Source organism: Caenimonas sedimenti, assembly GCF_007833165.1.
Lineage (GTDB): Bacteria > Pseudomonadota > Gammaproteobacteria > Burkholderiales > Burkholderiaceae_C > Ramlibacter > Ramlibacter sedimenti.
The window spans coordinates 93,151-112,890 of the sequence record NZ_VOBQ01000021.1 but is presented as its reverse complement, the minus strand read 5'-3'; the positions used below and the strand labels follow the sequence as shown (position 1 = coordinate 112,890).

Genomic DNA, 19,740 nt, shown 5'->3' with positions numbered 1-19,740 from the left:
GCTGCTCCTCATCCCTGAAAGGCGGTGGACATCTGGCGTGCCCGCTTGACGTCCTCCGCCTGCAGGTAGATTGAGGTGGTTGCAATCGATGCATGCCTCAGGTTGTCCCGCACGGACAACAACTCCGCCCCCCGGGCCAGCGCGTGACGGGCGTGCGTGTGCCGCATCCAGTGCGGGCTGGCCGCCTCCAGCTTCTCGGCCAGCGCTTCCTGCGGCGTCTCCAGAGCGCGCGCGGCCGCGGCGATGCTACGGAACGCTCGTTTCATCACCACCCAGAGTCGCGTGCTGGTGATACGGGTCTCATCCTGCATATTCGCCACCAGGGCCAGCTCGGCGGTCCAGCGGCGCGGGTCTGCGCTGATGCCGCGCAGGCGCAGGTAGCGCTCCAGCGCGTTGCGCCCCAGCGGCGGAAGCGCGACCCGTCCTGCCTTTTGGCCTTTGCCGACCAGGTCAATCCACCAGTCGTCCTCTTCCAGCACGATCTGTTTCAGCCGCAGGCCCACGAGTTCGCCGGCGCGTAGGCCCGTGGCGTAGCTGAAATCGAGCAGGAAGCGCGCGCGCTCGGCGGCCGGCGCCTGCCAGCCATGCTTGCCCTCCAAGTCGTTGGCAATGGCTCGCACGAGGAGCCACTCGCCTTCCGTGAACGCATGAGAGACGTCGATCACGCGCTTGCGCTGCGCGGCGGCGACTTTCACTTTGGAGAAAGGATTGGCCAGCAGATAGCGCTGGTCGACCAGCCAACCGAACAGGTTGTTGATGACGGTGAGGGCATAGGCGACCGAGGCCGGCGACAGCTCGCCGTTGAAGGGCCGCCAGTCCGGCGCGCTGCGCGGCCGGTGCGGTCCCACCCAGCGGGCACGTGGCTTGAGATCGCGCAGGAATGCACGGTAGGCGTTCGCGTCCTCGGTCGTGAGCGACGACAAGGGCTTGCCCAGCTGGACCACAGCCCACAGCAGCAGGCGCTCGGCCTCCTTGCGGTAGGCGCGCCGGGTGGCTGGCGACTCGTGCAATTGCAGCCAGGCTTGGATCGCCGCCAGGTCGTTGTCGGCGGCCAGGACACAGGTTTCCCTGGGGGCGCGATTGCGGCCGCGCGAACCGTCCAGGTCCTCGGGCGTGCGCTGCCGTTCCAGCGGCTGGATCTCGGTGACTGCGTCCGCCACAGCCAGGGCCCGGGCCCTGGCGGTCAGTTCGGGATGGGTCGCGAAGAAGCGCTCGACGGTCCGGGCAGCGCTGGGCCCCATGCCCGGGATACCGCGCCACCAGGCTTTGTTGCGCGGCACCCGCAGGGTGAGCTCTGCCAGCGTGCCAATCCCATGCGCCTGCAAGGCCGCTGCGACGCGGGCCGGCAACCACCGGCCCACCTCATCGCCGATCTCCGGGCCGGCGGGCGGCAGCGCGCGCAGCAGCTCGATCGCCCGCTCGAACCTGGCCAGGCCCGCCATACCCTGGGAGATGGACTCGCCAATGGCCTGGGCCAGATCCACCCGGCCGCGCACGCCGGCGAATCGCACCAGGTCCGTCCGGATGTCCGCCAGCGCCTGCCTGGCGGAGCCGCCGCGCGGCCGGCGCTGTGGAGCGTACCGCGAGATCGCCTCGCCGGCTGCGACGCCCTGCATGCGGGCACGCAGCGCCAGAATCTCCCCGGACTCGGGGAATGGCGGATTGGCTGGGCGCTTCGAGGCAGGCATTTGCGGCTTCCGTGGACGCGTCCGAGCGCCCTCCTACGCGCAGTTTAGCGGAATGCCGGCTGTTTCGCTAACAGGAATTATCCTAATAGCTTGATCTTGAACGCGCACGCCTTTGGATTCTGGGCCTGGTAAATTGCCCCAAGCAACCTGTGGCTTGTCGAAAGATGGACATCCTCTACTTCCTCAAGGAACGCACCCGCCTGATCCGGCTCTACTACGCGGGTGCAGATGCAACCTTTGCCCAGACGCTCAAGAGCATCCGGGCTGGCCGGGAACCCTTCGTACCCCGCCCTGAGGATGCCGAGTCCGGAGAGCCTCCCTTCCAATCGGAGTACGACGACAACGTAGAGCTGCTCGAGGTGAGCGGTCGAGTCTGTCTTTCGATGCTCGCCGCCTCCCTAAAGCTGTACTTCGCTGCGTGGAAGCGTGACCTGTGCCTCGCACTGACCAAGGCGGACGTGAGCACCTTCAAGGCCAATGGGTATGTCTCAGGATTCCGTGATTTGCTCGCGCGCGAAGTCGGCATCGACTGGGGGACTTGTCCTGCGGACCTCGCGCTGGTGGAGCAAGTCGTTCTGGCCCGCAACCGCGAGCAACATCCCGAGCACATCACGAGGCTCGCAGTGACGCACGCAGAAGCCGATATCGCCCGCCACCCTCGGCCGTTCTTCATGTCGGAGTTCGAAGCGAGTCTGGCTGATCCGGTCACCGGGGAGTTTTGGATGCAGCCTTCCGTCCATGTGCCGAAGGAAAAGCTGTCCGATGCGATCACAGAGGTGGAGAAGCTGTGTGACTGGCTTGAACCCCTTCTCCTTGCTGCCTTGATCAGGCCGCGGCCCAGCTAGCTGGATGATCAATTGAAGCAACGCCCGGCGCACCTGGCCAAGGCCCGAGCGCGCCTTCCACATAGTGGTGAAGTTGATCTGGCAGCATTTCCCAGACGGGACCGGTACGTTCGTTGCTAATCTGAACTCCATTATCATCGCCAGCATCGTGGACGCCCAAGGCAAGTTGGGCGGACTCCCTGGGGGTGTCGTTCAAGGCGCCGAGGCCGTCAGGCGACGAGACACTCGACTGCGGCTGCGCGTTGCAGGACGGCGCGTTCGACAGCTTCGACGGGGTGCTGCGAGTGGTCCCTGTCGAAGGCGCCCTGATCTATTTCCTGTTCGGCTCTTGTCGAAGCTCCAGGCGCAAGGCACGGTGCCCGCAATTGACTGGGCAGCTTGCGCGAAGGTAATTCGCTAACCAGCAGTTCCCCGGGTGTCTCGGCCGGCAGCTTCTCGGGAGAAGAAGGCACGACGGCGGAGTGCGCCGGTAGCCGATCCACGAGGTCCATGATGAACAAGAAGGTCAAGGAAGCGCCCCCTACCCCGTCGCAGTTCATGCGGAAGCTCAGGCCTGAACTCTATTCGGACACGGCCAAACGAACTGTCCACCAGCTCAATGCAGAAACCCTCTCGCACCACCTTGAGACGATCACCGAACGCAACCAAACGCATGAGTTCGAGATCTTCTGCCGCAAGCTGTGTGAGAGGACGATCTGCCCGAACCTGAAGCCTGCTACTGGCCCCGAAGGCGGCGGCGACAGTAAGGCCGACACCGAAACCATTCCCGTCGCCGACGAAATCAGCCGGCTCAGCTATGTGGCCGGTCATGCCAACGGCGGCAATGAACGCTGGGCCTTCGCCTTCAGCGCCAAGCAAAGATGGACCGACAAAGCGCGTTCGGACGTGGCCGGCATCGTCCACACTGGACGGGGCTACCAGAAGATCTTCTTCGTGACATCGCGAGGCGCCCGCGCCAAGGATCGGTCCCGCATAGAGGACGAGCTGTCCCGCAAGTACAGCGTGCAAGTCACCATCCTGGACCGCTCGTGGATCGTCGATGAGATCATCGACAAGAACCGGCGCGACCTGGCCTTCAACTATCTGCGTATCGGACAAGAGTCGCGCAGCGACGAGCTCGGCCCGACTGACTTCTCACGCAAGCAGCAACTGGAGGAGATCGAGCGAGGCCTGGAGGACCCGGCGGCGTTCGAAGGAATGGCAATGCACCGAGCGACGGAAGCGCTCGTTGCCGTCCAGCTGGCTCGCGGTCTCGGCTTGCCGCGGACCGAGATCGATGGTCGGTTTCTCAGGGCGATCCGCCTGGCCGACGATGGAGGAACCGAGCGGCAGAGCCTCGAAGCCCGATACGAGTGGCTGTGGACTGCATTCTGGTGGTTCGATGACATCCGGTTCATGGTCGACGAATACGAGGATTTTGAAGCCCGAGTCATCGACAACGAGAACGCCAAGAACCTTGAGTTCCTGTGCAATCTGGCCCAGCTGTTGTTCAATGCGGTCCGCACCCAGCAGTGGACGGCAGACAAGGTGCAACTCCAGGCCCGCGTCGGGCGCCTGCGCGCTCGTCTGGAGGAGCTTGCCACCGACCTTGATCGACCCAACAACGCCCTGCAGGCGCGCACCTCCGCCCTTATTCTCCAAGTCAACCAGTCGATGATCGGGGAAGAAGTGCCGGACCTGTCTTCTCTGTGGCCCCAGTTCTCAGACGTACTGGAGAAGGCCGAGGGACTTGGGGAGTTCGACGCCACGCGCCTGGTCGACATGGTCCAGTTGTTTGGAAAGTTTGCGGGGGCTGACAGGAGCTACCGCGACCTGCTCGACCAAGCCGCCGATTTCGTGAGCAAGCGAACCAGCGAAGGTGAAGGGGCGCTGATTCTGCTCAAGCGTGCGCAACAACTCGATTTCGACCAGAACATGGAGATGATCCGCCTTCTCGGAAAGGCTGGGAGGCGGCTGACGAAGAAGGAATACGTCGAGCCGCTGATCGATGCCTTGACCCTGCTTGCCATGGCATATCGCAGTGCCGGCCTGCTATGGGCTGCCAGGGCGGCCTGCACGTCTGCCTTGGCCAGCCAATTCGTCGCTGCCGACGAGGCCGGCGAAATGCCGCCCACAATATTTCCGACGCTGATGGCCGCAGGTTGGATCGGCGTCGAACTGAAGCACTTTCCGGAAGTTCTCGAGGCCGTCAGAGTGGCGCGAGGGTGCCTTTCCTCCTTGCCTTTCGACGATGAGTCCCTGACGCGGGCCCGAGAAACGCTGCAGGAATTCGATGTGGCCTTGGCATGTCAGTTCCTCAACATCAGTCCCGAAGAACGCGAGCAGTTGCGGCGCATTCCGGACATCTTGGGGCGGCTGGAGCTGCATTTGAGCCGCACGGCCCTGCTCTATGCACTGGGGTACGAGGCGCTCCTTCGGACGGAGCGCTGGATCCCCGCCGATGAGCCCGCGGAGAATATCGCTGGATTGTTCAACAGGCTGGCGGGGCAGCCCGCATCAAACGCACCTTGGCGTCCCGCCGTCTTCAACACCGGTACCGAGCAGACCTTCGCGACCTCTGTGCTCGGAGTTCGCGTGGATGTGGTCCATGAGACGACGGATACTTCCGTTACCTTGGCGGAGGCTGTCGTCGGCGTGATCGAGGCCTTTTTCGCGACGGCATTTGAGCTTGACGCAGCGGCTCACACCGAGCGCTTCTCCATCCGAGTCGTCGAGGCCGACATCTCTCGATTTGAGGTCACGGTCGACGAGGAGAATCTCACGGGGGTCGTGCGGTGGCCCAGAGATTCGTTGCCAAGCCCGGCCAATCGCTACAGCGAGTTCCACAACATGCTGCTGGAAGTCGCCTGCTCCGTGTTCGTGACGACCTGCTATGCCAAGAGTATGGCGGAAGCCGTATCGCGGTTGTTCAAGAACGACGCCGCGGTTGATCGTGCCAGCATGGTGGCCTCCGTGTGCCTCAGTCGGAGTCGAATTTTTGGCGGCGTTTCCCGCCTCAAAGGCTGGGAGGAGCATGCGCCCAATGAGTACCCTCCACTGCCTGAACTGCCTGTCATAGAGCCTGTTGCCATGGAGACCAAGTCCGATGGACCACCGGCTCCGGAAGTTGAAGTGTCGGAGTCTTCGGAAAAGCCAATCGTCAACGATCATCGACGCATGGCGGTCCGGTCGGTGATCGATGCCAAACTCTGGGACCGTGCGGCCTGGTCTGGCACGCTCTTCGGAGATATGGGCCCTGATGTGCCCCCGATGCTCGCCTTCATGTTCAGGGACCGGGAGGCAGCAGAGGCCATCTTCCAGCGTTGGCGACAGCGGTTTGGCACGGTGGATAGAGATGATGAGATCTACATTGGGATCGTCCGAAGGTTCTCCGCAGACTATCCGGCGCACTACGGCATGGTCGTAACGTCCAAGCTGCCGTTGGATGGGGATCACCTTTCAACTATCGCATCGCGGAGCCTGACGATGGAGGCGGTGGATGACACGAACCTCGACCGCTTTCTTGATGTGTATCGAAAGACGGGAACCTATCTGCTCATGCCCGCAATATGGAACGGTGGCGGCAACCCCACCTTCCTCAAGACCCACTACATCCTCAAGCGTGGCCTGGGCGTGAAGGAAGCCATGGATGTCGCCCCTGCAGATGCCGAGATGGGTTTCCTCAAGTTTCGCGGAATCAACGTCCCTCGTCGGCATGGAGCTGGTGGCGCTGCGGGAACCTGATACGCAAGCGAGGAGGGATCGGCGGCCACCTTCCACGTGCTCCGGGCTCTCCTCACTTCAAAGGTGTGCAGTGAAAACCCTCCGCACTCCTCTAGACAAGCTATTTCTCCCTACTAATCCGCCTCGATGGGAGCATCCAGCGTCGTGGAAGGTGCCGCGAGACTCGAGGGCGACGCAGGGGTTGCGCGAGATGCGGCAGTCGTGATGGGATCATCGCCGTGGAGCAAGCCGTGCAGCATCGTCGGAGGCGAGCTGCAGTAGACCACCCTCGCCTTGAGCGACACCGGCCGCAAACGAGTCTGCATGGCCCGAGCGGCATAGCCGGCAAACGTACCAATGATCGGGGCATAGTGCTGGCCAGAGCCGCCCACTTCTTCCAATGAGGCGGCGAGTTCAGCAACGGTCTGCTCCCTGAAGTCCTTGGGTCTATGCGGATGCCGCAGCAGGCCTTCCAGCAAGTAGCTGTAGAGCTCGAGGACAACACCCACCTGACAGTTCCCGCGACGATAGAGCTGGGTCAAGAACTCGCTGACCACCTTCCAGGCCTGCTCAAAGTTCAGGATCGGATCCGCCAGGTGAGCACGCAAGGCATTCAGGCCCACGTCTGCCCATTGCGCTCCCTGGTCCACCAGCACAATCAGGTCCGCAGCGCCCAGCGAGATGAAATTCCGCCTGGATGCAAACATCTTCAGCACGGCGACTGAATATTCACGAGGCATCAGCCCATGCAGCAGCCGGGACTGCAGGAACGCCTGTGGCCAGCACCCCTGCACTCCCATCGTTGCGGCCGCCGCGCGAAGCCGATTGTCGAGCGAAAAGAGCCGCACCCCGTGCTCGAGAGCCACCAGAAGCACCGCGTGCTCCTCATGTGAGACCGCCCTGGCCAGTTCCGCAAGGAACGCTGGCGGCCGTTCCGGCCCGTAGGCGGGCAGCACCTCACAATGGTTGTCTATGGCGGCGAGCATGCCCCCGAGCAGGCTCAACTCTCTCGCGCGCGCTTCAGGTGATATTTCCACCATGCCGAGCTTGCCCTCGTGGGCGACCGCCATCCCGGCGGTGTGGACCGAGCGCAGCTCGGTTATCTTGGCCAGGACGACACTTCGGGTCGCTCCCGTGACGAGAGCGCGGGGCACGGTCCTGAGCAGTTCCAGTTGCTGCACAAGCGCAAGTTCCGTCAACGCGGTGACGTCAATGAGCAGCGCTTGCTCAGTCTTCAGCGCCTCGACCACGGCCGCCCGCTCCTGCTGGGTGGCGCCCCCCACTTGCAGAAGCGGACCGTCATGAGGCCAGCCGCGCACCACGTCAATGACGTCGATTCCCAGCACTCTCGCCAGCATCCCCAAGGTAACTGGCTGCTTGTCGTATACGCCAAGCAGCCTCTCGGCACGCTGCGCCTTGCTGGTAACCTGGCGCGTGAGCGTCGTCAGGTCCAGGCCTCCATCCTCGGTTTCCGCCAATTCGATGCGGGTGATGTGCTTGGATGGTGCGAGCGGGGACCGGATCGCATCCCCAGCTTGGCCGAGCAGGCGCCGATGCGACGTGTCCAACTGCACGACCTTGAAGCGATGGACCTCGCCGAGTCCGTCGCGGACATCAAATTCCTCCCCAAGTCGCCTTCCCAGGAGAGCCTTTGCCTCGGGCGAACCGGCGTGGATGAATTCGTCCGTTCCGGGCAGATCGTCGAATCCGGCAGGATCGATCGTCTTCCAGCTCAAGGTCCCGTCCGGCCCGACGAACTGGACCCCGGTGCCGGCATCCACAACTTCTGGGCTGTACTCAAATTCCTCCAGAGGGGGCGCCAAAAGGATCGCCATGTTGTATGCCGCGGCGGCATCGGTGCTCCCCAGATTCGTTCTCCGCATGCGGTACAGGCGTCGCAAGCCCCTGGTCACCTGACCCTGCCTGAACTCCATGGATGCAATCTGCGCGATCTCGCGGAACGACCCGCTCACGATCTCCGGGATGCGCGCCACGGTGTCAGGAAAGGCAGCGGACAGCCGCGCGGCTGACATCATTGCCAACAGCCATGATCTGGCGGCCTGAGGTTCGGCTCGAATCTGCGGCTCCACCAAGCTGGCCAAGAGCGCAGAATCGCCGGCTTGATTTGCCAAGTCGATGGCGATGTGACGTGCGGTCGGATCATTGACCCAGTCATCCGGAAAACTTGCGAGAAGATCCCTCGCCTTCCTTCGTTGCCCCAGCCGGAAGTAGCAACTGAGCAAGTTGGTGTGCAGGTCGCTAAACACGCCGCGCGGCAAGAACCGCTCGTATCGGCGAGACGCCTGCTCGTACTTGCGCATCTGCATCAGCATTTGCGCCACCAAGTACTCGTCGCGTTCCTCACCCGACTGGTCGGCCAGCTGTTCGGCACGCGCAACAAAGACTTGTGCTGCGGGGTCTTTGGCTGCCGTCATGGCTCGTGCAGCCATGATGATCAACGCGACCTCCTGAGACTGCAGTACCGCGTCGCCCCTGGCTTCGCTCGCGACATCGGCGAAGCGGCCCTGGTCGATCATCAGGTCCCACTTCATGGCCTTCAGCACATCTGGCAGACGGCCATTTTGCGCTTCATCCTGGCGTGTAATCCCTGCAGAAATGGCCGCCAGAAGGCTCGCCTCGTCCATATGGGCTGCGGCGATCTGCGCATAGGAGACCAGGGCGTCAATCGGCATAGTGGCCAGATGGGAACGCCCATACTCAAGCGCCTCCGCAGGTCGGCGCAGCGCCCGAAGTGCATCCAGGCGCGGACGCAGCAATGGTTCCCGCTTCAGGCCGCGAGCCTGCGCCTCCTCAGTCACCAGCAGCGCTTCTTCGGGCCTGCCCAACAGAATCAGCGCCATTGCCAAGTGCGTGGCCGCAATCACGACCAAGCCAGGATCCTGGACAGCCCATAGCCGCTCGCTTCGCGGCTCGAACTCGCTGCAGGCCTGCTCCAGTGCCTGCAATGACGCCTGGTCCGCAATCCGGTAGGCGACGTGCAGCGGGCTCTTGGTGGCCAGTTCCAGCGCGTATCTCAAGACCGTTTCGCGCACGAAGAAGCTCGCGTCCGTCTGCTGCAAGGCGAGCAAGCTCACGCGATAGGCGTTCGTCAGGTCGCCAGACTGATGCAGTCCGGCTGCAGCCAGCTGGTAGGCGGCAGACTTTGTGCGCAGCGCGACCGGGATGTCTTCGTCGGTGACCCTCTCGCCGGCCAGGATTCTCGCGTTGGCCAGCGAAGTCCAGACGGCCAGCGAATCCGGGAACCTGTCCTGCGCCTGGCGCGCGGCCTCCAGTGCTTCGGGCACCTTCTTTAGCAGCATGAGGCCCCGTACACGTGCGGCCGCCAGCTTGTCGTCGTCGGCGTAGAGGTCAGCAGCCCGCAAGAAGTCCTGCGCAGCTGCTTCGTCGTCATCGTGGAGCGTCCAGACGCAGGTGGCTCGCATGAGATACCACCGCGCATCTTGGTGCAGGTCAAGCGTCTCGTCCCCAAGGTCCTCCCGCATCGCCTTCAGTGCGGCCAGCGCATCCTCGAACTGGAAGGCCTTGATCTGATCGTTGATCCGATCGAGGTGACGGGAGAGGAACTTGTTGCTGGAACTCTCGTTGGCAACGGGGATGAGATCGGCCCCTCCCGTGGACGCGCCCGGCTGAGAAATTGCAGATGGGGCTGGGGAAGCTAGCGCCAAGCGGTTGGCGGCCGCGGCGGATGGGATCTCCGGCGCCGGCGTCACCGTTGCGCTAGCCGCGACGAACGAGCTGCTCGAAGGAAACTGCGAGAGGGCGAAGGCCTTGAATCGGTAGTCCAGGTCGTGATCGAGGATCATCGGCACGGCCGCCGCATCGACCTCACCCGAGCGGGCATTCAGTTCGACACAGGCCGTCACCAGCCTCGCCCAGACCATCTTGCCCGGCAGCGTTGGACGCCCGCCTGCACGGGATGCGAATTCGAGCCACTGTTGATTCGTCTTCGCCTGCGCCGTGTCGTCGTGGTCAAGATCCTGGCTCACGAACTCGACGCGCTGCAGGAAGCCCAGGAGGTCCTGCGGCGCCACTGGCGAGCCATTGAATTCGTTCACCACCGCCTGAATGGCGGCAAGTGCACTTCGACGGCCATCGTTGCTGAAGTGGTCCGCCGTCGCCTTGGTGAGCCAGGCCTCGCCCGAGCTCGAGCGGACCGCGTCTCTTTGCAAGTCCGCCATCGGCCGCATGGGCGATTGGCTGTCAACGTCGTAGACGATGTTGATCGAATCGAAGTCGCGCCGAAAGGTCAGGTCGTTGTAGTCCAGCCAAGCCAAGCCGACGGCCTCCCGAAATGCCGCGTTCTTGCTGGAGGGGGCGATGCTGCGTTTGATCTGCAGAAGGACACGCCCCGAATTGCCATAGGGATCCGCGATGGCGCAAACCAAGTCGTCGGTGTTCGTGCCGAACACACGCGCCTGGAAGCGCAGACCAACAATGCGAAATCCCTCGGGGATGCCCGGACAAGTCGTGAGTCCAAGGCACATGGCAAGAAGGCGATGTGCTTGAACGCGGTTCTGAAAGGCGTCGCCAGCACCCCCCGAGGCTGCAGAGGGCGCCACCTGCTTCTGGCCCGGCAGAACGGCGGCGCGCTTACGCCCCCTCTTGCCGTCCCTGGATTCTTTGGTGCTGTCTGTGGCCATGCAAGGTCACTTCGCCGTCCCCGTCCCGAGCGCCCCTGGCACTGTCCGAACGTACAGCCTGACGCGAAGTGCCGTAATTGTAACAGTCAAACTAGTTCGCGCAATATCACGCGGATATTTTGGCAAATAGCAATGCCTTTCATTGGAGAATATTGACGCGTATAATCACGCAGATGCATTCGCAGAAGGTCGCGCACTACGATTCACCGCATCAGTTCGAACCATTGATGCCGGGCGAGCGCCTTCTCGGACCTTTGTTGGAGCAGGCAAGCGATCTCATCCGGGCGGTTGCAGCGGTTGGTGCCACGGCTGCACAAGAGGAATTGCGCGCCCTGCTTCGCGCAATGAATTCGTACTATACGAACAGGATCGAAGGAGAACACACGCGTCCGATCGACATCGAACGGGCGCTCCAGCAAGAGTTCTCCGCGAACGCCGACACGGCTCGCAAGCAGCGTCTCGCGCTGGCTCACATTCATACGGAGACGAGTTGCGAAAAGCATCTTGACCAGTCTTTGGCCGAGGGTGGGAACGTCGTGCGGGATCTTTATTCGCTGAAATCGCTTCAGTGGCTGCATCGCAGCCTATTCGAGCAAATCGACGGCGAGGACCTGCGGCTTGCCGATGGCTCGAATCTCCTGGTTGGTGAGCTGCGACAAGCCCAAGTTGCGATCGGCATACACGAAGCGCCTCTTCATTCAGCTCTGCCTGGCTTCATTGCCCGCTGGGCAGATGTCTACGGCAACGCTCGCCGCGGGGAAATGTCCATCGTTGCAGCTGCTGCCTCCCATCACCGACTGGCGTGGATTCACCCGTTTAGCGACGGCAATGGCCGTGTGTCGCGCCTGCATACGCACCTGGTCATGTACGCAATGGGATTGACCAAGGGTCTGTGGTCACCGCTCCGGGGTTTTGCCCGCAGCGAGGATCGCTACCGGGCCCTCCTGCGTGGCGCGGATGAACACAGGCGCGGAGATCTGGATGGCCGGGGCAACCTGACCACCCAGGGTCTGATCGACTGGATTTCCTACACGCTAGAAGTCTGCATCGATCAAGTGCAGTTCATGGCCGCCCAATTGGACGTGACCAACATCCAGTCGCGAATCGAAGCCGCATTGCTTTTCGATGCAAGTACCAAGAGCGCCGGCGTTCGCATCGAGGCTCTGGCTGCCCTGCACTACCTTTTTGCAACCCAACTCGAGCTTGGGCGCTCAGATTTCAAGTCCATGACGGGGCTCGGCGATCGAGTGGCCACAGACTTGCTGTCTTCGCTGCTCAAGGCTGGCTACCTGGCATCCGACAGTCCGTACGGCAAAGTCCGGTTTGCGGTTCCCAGGCACGCCTTGCGGTTCTACTTTCCGAATCTTTGGCCCGAAGCCGAGCGCGATGTAGACATGCTCAAGCCAGCCCCAGCGCCTCAGCATGAGGGAAAAATGCGCGAGCGTCCCGTCGCTCAGATCCACAAGGATCGTCCGCGGGCCTAATTCGTGCTGCCGTCAATTGGGGCGGCACCTCCTATGGTGGCGCAGCCAAAATATTCTTGGCAGTCTTAACCTTCTTCCCCAAACTCAACCTCTGTAACGCGACTAAGACTAAGGCAATTCATGGGCGCCGTCGAGGACTAACTCATTCAGCCAACTTGAATGCCCTGGCCTGCGCTGTCCGGCTCACTTGATCACCATGTCTGATTTTTCAATCCGCAACTGAGGACGCCTCTGTCCAAAAGCACGCCGGATCTTGACAACCATCACCCGGCGCCGGGCTTTGCAGCGACTACTCTAAGGGCCCAGCCGATTGAGTCTTTGCCCCGCAGATAGAATGCCCGTAGGCGTTACCGCCTCCCGCTTTCCTCCCACTGCGGGGCCAGATGCATGACTGCAAATGGCTTGCAACCCCGGCCTCGTCCGGGGTTTTCTTTTCTCCATGAGATTCCGGCCTGGCTCAAGTAGCGTTGTTGATCGCGCCGGTGCGGCTAGACCATCCACTCCCGCGCCAAGGTTGACGCGTCCTTCTTGTTCGCTGAAATGCTCGAAGTCGGCTAAGCGGCCGCGGCTTCGGATGGCGGACTATCAAGGTTGATAGTCGCTTAACCCCGATGACTGTTCGACAATTGCCCGGATGCGTCGGAGTCCACATGCCGCGATTCGATTTCTGGAAGGAGAAGGCCCTAGTGAAGATCATTGCACTGGCCCTAATCATGACCCCCACGATCCTGCTAGCCATAGCTGCGGTCGTGAAGGCGTTCAAGTGATTCCTCATTCTGGGATTTAGGCGCGTGATGCGTCCGCCAGATGGTCTTTGACACGTTTTGCGGCTCAGGCGCTCAGGCGGGACCCGCTCCAGATCGCATGCTCATGCGATCACGGCCCATTGAGAACCGCTTCTAGTGAACTGCATTCGCCGCCCAGCACGAAGCTTCGGCGTGCTAGCGGGGCAGTGCATCTCAGGATATCTTCAGGGTGCGCCTGGCTTGCAATACGGATTGCCCCAGCGGTGCGCCAGAATGCGCTCCGTGAGTGCCCAGGCCGTCAAGCGAGGGGCTGGAGTCTTTCGCCTTTTGGCCCGATGGGCTCCGGGCTCTACGTGGCGCTGCCAGTCAAATGGGTTCGCTGCCTTATCGGGCTCACACTTGGTTCTGAATATCTGCACGCCTGCTCCTTGATTGCTCAGGCCATCATGTTGCCTGGCTCAGGTGGCGATGTCAGAAAGTCGCTACCGCGGCGTTTGCAAGAGCTGGCGAGGCTTGTAGGAAGGCGCCTCGTAGACAGTGTGGGCCACGCGTTGCCCGCGAGGAACCCGCCTTTGCCCCACCAGCGCGGGTTGAGGCTTGTCAGCGATTCGCGTACCAAATGCTGCTGCGGATGCACGCGCTGGCCCCTGGCACGTCGAAGGGCCCTGGCTCGACCGTCCGGATTCGAGCGGTTCGCCATCAAACATCCATTTGAGGAGAGTGGTGCGCCGCTGAGCGCGAGGCCACCAGTTGCACGCGACTTCAACCGATCCTGAGCAAAACGGTGCTCGTTGGAGCGAAGGAGCGAAAGTTTCACTCGAACGGTCTGAGGTGCCGGCTCAAGACCCAGCCCGAGAGCACAGCGTCTCCTTCCCCCCGACGCCCCTTCCTTCCTGGTGACACGCACCGCCGTTCCGAAAGCGAGCGTTGCAAATCGCTTGCCGGCTGCCTTGGGTGACGCTCGCACGATCAGCAGCTTGCTTCTGACCATGCGGTAGTTGGCGAGCAGGCTGGTGCCGCCCATCTCCTGCACGACGCGTTCGCTGGCCTGCTTCACTTGTCCCTGCGGGCTGTCGCTCAGCCATTTCTTGATGTGGTGATCAGCCACTGGATTGATCACCGCCATGACCAATCCGGCAAAGAGTGGGCCCACCACAACCATGAGGAGAAAGGCCACGGCCGGGTCGAGTCCGCGTATCTTGGCGAGGAACCGCTGCCAAGCATCTTCCGGCGTGCCCTCGGTCATGGATTCACCGGCGACCTGCTTGCGAGCTTCCTCAACCTCTCGCTTCAACTCCTCGCTGGGGGAGCGGAGTGCCTCCAGGATTCTTTCCTGGTACGCCCTGGTTGCCGAACCCGGTGGGAGCAAGTCCTGCAGAACATGCTTGTAGGCCGCGCTTTGCACACTGACCGAGTCCAACAGGCTCTTCGCCTGCTCCGCGTAGCTGGCGGCCGCGGAGCTGCCGACGAAGTCTGAGACCAGATCCGAGCCGCGGAGTCGCTCGGCCACGGACGCGACCCCGGCCATGCCCAACGACGCCATCGTCTGCTGCTGAAGCGTGACCCAGTAAGGATCAGCGTTTCGCATCTGCTCACGCAGTTGCTCGACGTAGGAGCCGATCGAGTTGCCTCGCAAGGAGGCGTGCAGCCGCAGCAGCTCGACGGCCTGTGTACCAATGAAATCCGTCGCCTTCCCGAATGCGCCGCGGCGCGCGAGTTCATCGATGCGCTGCTGCATGGTCTCGAGGTTGCGCCGGGAGCCGGTGGCCCGGCCGAAGTCATCCCACAGCTTTTGTGTTGCACTGATCGCAGACGCTGTCAGCGTCTGGCCGCGCAACTTGTCAAGAGCGCGCTGGGTTTCCAGGACCTTCTCCGCCTCTCGCTGGTACAAGATGGACGCGGGCGACATCGATGCGAGGCGCAACGCACGCCTCGCCGGATCCTCCAATGGGTCGAATTCATTGGCCATGCCGGGTCCTCCTTGATTGACAGGGCAATTTTGCGCTCATCGAGGGAGGACGCGGGCGACCTGGCCCATCGCACGGCGTGGGGTGATCGTCGAATGGCAAACGCCAGAAACACACGCCTCGCCACAGCGTGGCTGCGATCCTATCGCTACACCTTGTAGGCTCCCCAACTTGCCTTCAACGAGGCCGTGAGGCGCCGGTAGCGCGCCCGCCCTTCGGGTGACCTCTTGGCGACCTCGAGCAGCCACGTGTCGCGGGCAACGGGCGTCATCTTCTCCAGAAGCGCTCGTTCGCCGTCAGTAAGGAGGTGCCCCCACTGCTCCAATCGACTTCCCGAGCGATCGCCGGACGCTGGTCCGGTGGCTCCTGCCTGCTCCATTGGTTGTTCGCCTGCGCTGCGGGTCAAGTCGCGGCAGAGACTGACATGCTTCCAATGATCGTAGCCGTTCCCACGAGCGACGACATCCAATGCAGCGCGGTGGGAAAATCCTTCAGCACGGGCATGCGCTTTGCCTGCCAACTTCAGCTTCGCAAAGGCAGTCGACGTCGTCCGGATGAACTTTTGCATGACGGTTCCTCAAGTTGGCCCGGAACGATTCGGTGCTCACTGCCGAACCCCGAGCGACTTGGGGTACATGCGAAGAAAAAAATGCGTCGTCCGCCGAAGCGAATTGGCCATGGTGAGCAGCAGGCGCCGACGTGCGCCGAGGAGGGAATCTTACCTTGTCTGCGGGCACGCGCTGGTGATCCGTGAAGAGGGCTGGGCTCGCCGCCGGCTCTACGACAACCGCCACGCCACCTGGCGCCACAGCCGCGTCAAAGCCCACCGCACCGGCTGCTTTTCAGCGGCGAGGATCTGGCCGTTTCGCTCCTTGATCACCCGACGCGCATGCTCAAGCTCGCCTTGAAGGTGAGCTTGCTTGTCGAGCGACTCGCTCGCCCAGGCAGCCACCTGGTGCACCACGATGTTGTCTTGCCACGTCGTCACCGGCTCCAAGTCTTTGGCCAGCATCGGCAACGAGTGGCCGGCACGCATGGCGGTGTCGGCGCCATAGTCAAACCCGATATTGAACTGTTCGTAAAACCGATTCCGCCGCCGCCGATTGTCCTCGTGCCTAGCGTCGCTTTCTTGCAATGTGATGCGAGCGACCTGAGCCTCGGGCCATTGCTTGGCCCAGAGCACGATCTGGTTCATGAGATAGGTTCCGATGCGATGGCCTTCGAGGCCACGCAGATCGAGAAACACCCCGCCGTTGGTGCGTAGACTTCGCGAAGTCAGGGACACATCCGACTCGGCATCGGTCGTATCCAGGCCCCCTTCGAACCAACCGGATTTGCTTACTCCGGGCGTCACGTAGCCCAGTCGTTCGAAGCGGAGGGTGATCGATGCCTCCCTGATTCGGCCGTCGACATGTCGTCTCTCGACCTCTTCAGAACGCGATACGAGGAGCCAAGCTATCGGCTGGCTCGTGATCCCGGTCATGCGATCGTGAACCTCGAGCAGGACGAGGTCCGCCTCGTCCATTGAGGCAGGGTGCATGTTTCTCCCAGCTCGCGCCAAGTCAGTGCCAGCGTTGTTCAAAGGCGAAGATCCGCCGAGGAGTTTTCGCGGACGTCGGCGTCGGCCCGGTAGGCGCGGTAGCGATCCATCCAGGTCTCGTACTGGGATGCGAGATGCATGCGCTTGATCAGGCGCTTGAGCCGCGGCTGATTCAACGACGCGATGTCCAGATCCATCGGTGGGCGCGTCATGCGGCTGTGTCCCGAGGCTCCGAGGTAAATCCAGTCCAGCAAGGCCTTCTCGGGCGTTGCGCGCGCATAGTCGAAGCGAAGGTCCCGGATGTCCTCCAACAAGCCTGCCCTCTCATCCACCAATCGCGCGGGCATCGCGAAGAAGCGGAAGGTCCCCGCCGAGGTGAGGCGATCGCCGATCCGAGGGTTCGCCAGCCCCGATTCCGTCGGAATCACACAGGTGATCGTGTCGCCGAAATTGTTGGTGATATGAGCTTGCTCGAGCACCCAGGAAAGACTGACCACGCTGCGGGTGCGCACCCAACAAGCTGCGGCGGCCGGGCTGACGTCCCGGTGACCGAGGCGATTCAGGTAGACCCCTTTGATGACCTCGCGCAGCTTGCCCGCCGCCGCCATGGCGGAAATCCAGCGGGTGAACGTGGCCGGCGACGGCCCATCATCACGTCCCGCGGTCACCAGCGTATGAACCATCGCGGTGGTCATGACCGATGGGCTGCTGGCCTCCATCAGGGCCCGTTCGGCTTCGACTTTCCATGAAGCGGTCATGACCGTTGCTCCCGGACCTGGTGCTGTTGCGCGGCATCCTGAACCTCCTGGAGGCGCAGCGCACCGGCGCACCAGGTCTGGATGCTTTCGGCGACGGCGAGGGTCGCGTCGACCCAAGCGTCTTCCGTCAGTTCGCCCCGATCGCCGGGGGGCAAATACGGGAGAAGCTCCTGCTGGGCAAGGCCGTAGCTGAGCATCTCCAGTTTCCCCAGGGCATTGTTTGCCCAGGTGCCGATCAGCTCCGACCGCTGCCTGCTCAAGATCAGGGTGGGGTCGGCATTTGCCCTCGCCAGATCTCGCAGGTCATAGAGGTCGCGAGGGGCATTGCGCTGCTCGGACAGTGCCGCTGCGATCTTCATGGCCGCCAAGGCGTCGTTCGTGTAGGTCTGGACCGGAAAGGGCGCCATGGAATAACGCGCCGGCGGCGTGACGATCTCGGCGCGGACATTGGCCTTGTCCGGGGCCCTGCGACCAGAGACCTCCACGTCGAAGCGCACGTCCGTGCCGTCCGGCAATGCGCCCTGCAGCCGCGCACGCACGGTGGTGTTCGTGTCCTTGGTGATCTCCACCTTGGGATCGCGGATCCCAGCGGGCCCGGCGGCCCGCACGAGGAGGCGTTCCAGGTTTTTCTTCAGGGTGGCCTGCTGGATCGACTCGTCGCGGTCGAAGTCGATGTCCTTGGTAAGGCGAAGGCTTCCAAACGAGGCCCGCATTGCCATGCCGCCCTTGAGCGTCAGCCGGCTGCCCAGATCGCCGGCCAGCTCACGCAGCAGCCCCACCTGGCAGCGGTCTATGGCTTCTAGTCGGGCGTCGAATCCCTTCTCTGTGGGGGTATACAGTGCAGCCATAGTATTGAAAGATCATAATTTGACTGGTAGATACTATACTTAGAGTCGAAAAATGTCAAATAATGTAGTATGGGTCAATCATAATCTGATCAATTCATGCTTAGTCTTGATGAGCCAGTATCTCCCTTGGCTGTGAAGCGCGAGCTTTGGCTCAGCGTATCTAAAAGTAGACGTTAACCCTGAAGGCAAATGTTTCCTGGCCCATCGAACGGCAGGTCCGTGATGTCGTCAATCGCCCTGCTCGCGCGCCGGGAGGCGTACCGGCATGGGCGAAAAAAGCGCAGGGCTCCAGAAGCATGCGCCGGCCGACGACGCATCCCTGACATCCTACGCATAAACTTGTGCTACACATAATTATGTGTAAATATGACGCTCAAAGGAGCCGCCATGACGAACGTTACTTTCGGGATCGATGACGCGATGCTTCGCGAGGTGAAGGTGATCGCGGCAAAGCGCAACACTTCTGTCAACGCCCTCGTGCGGAGCTACTTCGCGCACCTCATCGAAAGTGGCGTGCAAGACAGCGAAAGCATGAACGGCAACCTGCAAACTCTCTTCGACTATTCGGTAGGCCGCATCGGGAGGCACAGGGCCAAGAGCTTTCTCGGAGTCGACGATCCGACGCTCACCGCCATGCTGCGCCAGGCAGGCTTTCCCCCGCCCAGGGCAAGTCAAGAGGAAGAAGACCGGATGCTCGACGAAATCAAAGACATCCATCTTTCGTCATGAGCAACCGCATCAAGATTGTTGTCCCTGATGCGGGGCCTATCAACACGTTGGCCGCGGCCGGGAAGTTGGAGCTGTTGCTCGCCCCATCGAATACCGATGTCGTCATGATCGAAAGCGTCGTGAACGAGATCCTCGTCCGCGCCCCCGAACTGCAGGCCTTCTTTGAGCAGCACGCGGCTCGGATCAAGAGAGTCGCCACTTCGGTGTGTGTGGACGACCGCGACAAGGCAGCAAGGGGCCTGCCGATCGGGAAAGGACGCGGCGATCTCGCAATCGCCGACTTCATCATGAACTTCATCGACGAGGCCGTCGGCAACGCGCCCGCACTGGTCATCTTCGAGGACAAGAAGCTTGGTCGGTTGCGGACCTTGGAGCAGTACTCCGCCAACACCCACTTCATCACCACTGCGGCGTATCTGCGCAAGCTTGAAGCCGAGGGAATCATCACATCCTTCGATGAAACCTGGAGCGAGATCGTCTCCAAGAGCCATTCCTCGGATCCGCGCTTGCACCGAGAGCCGAACCCGCAGGAGATCGACGCCCCTGCGGGTTCTGGCAGCTCAGTTTTCAGGATGCGAGAGCGCTAGCCGGCGCCGGCGCGCGGAAGTCGTTGACCAGGGAAGCCTGCCGCGCTGCAGCCACGCATGCGCGAGCAATGCAAAGAGTCGACCGTCCGATGATGCGATGCCAGGCTCTGGTTGCCGCGCCCACGCGCTTGCAGTGCGCGCGGCCGGCGCAAGTGCCGCGCCCAGGCCGAATACTGCAATAACGA

At 62.2% G+C, this 19,740-nt stretch carries 12 protein-coding genes; 5 read left to right on the top strand and 7 right to left on the bottom strand.

Translation table 11 applies throughout. The features are described 5' to 3' along the window. Positions 1-8: 8 nt before the first annotated feature. A complete protein-coding gene (locus FN976_RS24415) occupies positions 9-1,688 on the bottom strand; it encodes a site-specific integrase (protein WP_145895828.1) in 1,680 nt (559 codons plus the stop codon). Positions 1,689-1,852: 164 nt separating this feature from the next. Here FN976_RS24415 and FN976_RS24410 point away from each other — a divergent pair, with 164 nt between their 5' ends. Continuing rightward, complete coding sequence (locus tag FN976_RS24410) at positions 1,853-2,533, top strand: hypothetical protein (protein ID WP_145895826.1); 681 nt, start codon at positions 1,853-1,855, stop codon at positions 2,531-2,533. Positions 2,534-3,022: 489 nt separating this feature from the next. After that, positions 3,023-6,256 carry a tetratricopeptide repeat protein gene (locus FN976_RS29035; RefSeq protein ID WP_186511163.1) on the top strand — a complete coding sequence of 1,078 codons (3,234 nt, stop codon included), beginning with the start codon at positions 3,023-3,025 and terminating at the stop codon, positions 6,254-6,256. A gap of 113 nt (positions 6,257-6,369) precedes the next feature. Here the strand turns inward: FN976_RS29035 and FN976_RS24400 are convergent, their stop codons facing one another. Beyond that, complete coding sequence (locus tag FN976_RS24400; protein ID WP_145895823.1) at positions 6,370-10,896, bottom strand: tetratricopeptide repeat protein; 4,527 nt, start codon at positions 10,894-10,896, stop codon at positions 6,370-6,372. 173 nt (positions 10,897-11,069) lie between these two features. Here FN976_RS24400 and FN976_RS24395 point away from each other — a divergent pair, with 173 nt between their 5' ends. Further along, positions 11,070-12,380 carry a Fic family protein gene (locus FN976_RS24395; RefSeq protein ID WP_145895821.1) on the top strand — a complete coding sequence of 437 codons (1,311 nt, stop codon included), beginning with the start codon at positions 11,070-11,072 and terminating at the stop codon, positions 12,378-12,380. A gap of 1,182 nt (positions 12,381-13,562) precedes the next feature. On the opposite strand, the gene FN976_RS24390 is transcribed toward FN976_RS24395, so the two are convergent. The 5 genes from FN976_RS24390 to FN976_RS24370 all read right to left on the bottom strand — a co-directional run bounded on the left by FN976_RS24390 (position 13,563) and on the right by FN976_RS24370 (position 18,239). Continuing rightward, positions 13,563-15,095, bottom strand: a complete 1,533-nt coding sequence (locus FN976_RS24390) for a hypothetical protein (protein WP_145895819.1) — start codon at positions 15,093-15,095, stop codon at positions 13,563-13,565. Between the two features lie 146 nt (positions 15,096-15,241). Next, positions 15,242-15,661 (bottom strand): hypothetical protein, encoded by a 420-nt coding sequence (locus FN976_RS24385; RefSeq protein WP_145895817.1) that lies wholly within the window; start codon positions 15,659-15,661, stop codon positions 15,242-15,244. A 210-nt stretch (positions 15,662-15,871) separates the two neighbouring features. After that, positions 15,872-16,618, bottom strand: a complete 747-nt coding sequence (locus tag FN976_RS24380; protein ID WP_145895815.1) for a hypothetical protein — start codon at positions 16,616-16,618, stop codon at positions 15,872-15,874. 53 nt (positions 16,619-16,671) lie between these two features. After that, complete coding sequence (locus tag FN976_RS24375) at positions 16,672-17,391, bottom strand: hypothetical protein (RefSeq protein ID WP_145895812.1); 720 nt, start codon at positions 17,389-17,391, stop codon at positions 16,672-16,674. Further along, entirely contained in the window at positions 17,388-18,239 is an 852-nt protein-coding gene (locus FN976_RS24370) for a nucleotidyl transferase AbiEii/AbiGii toxin family protein (protein WP_145895810.1), read from the bottom strand. Before FN976_RS24370 ends, FN976_RS24375 begins: the two co-directional genes overlap by 4 nt. Positions 18,240-18,626: 387 nt before the next feature. Between FN976_RS24370 and FN976_RS24365 the strand changes: the two genes are divergently transcribed. After that, a complete protein-coding gene (locus FN976_RS24365; protein ID WP_186511161.1) occupies positions 18,627-18,968 on the top strand; it encodes a hypothetical protein in 342 nt (113 codons plus the stop codon). Next, the gene (locus tag FN976_RS24360; RefSeq protein WP_145895806.1) at positions 18,965-19,555 is read left to right on the top strand and encodes a hypothetical protein; all 591 of its coding nucleotides are present in this window, start codon (positions 18,965-18,967) and stop codon (positions 19,553-19,555) included. The genes FN976_RS24365 and FN976_RS24360 overlap by 4 nt, the downstream gene beginning before the upstream one ends. The last annotated feature ends 185 nt before the right edge of the window (positions 19,556-19,740 follow it).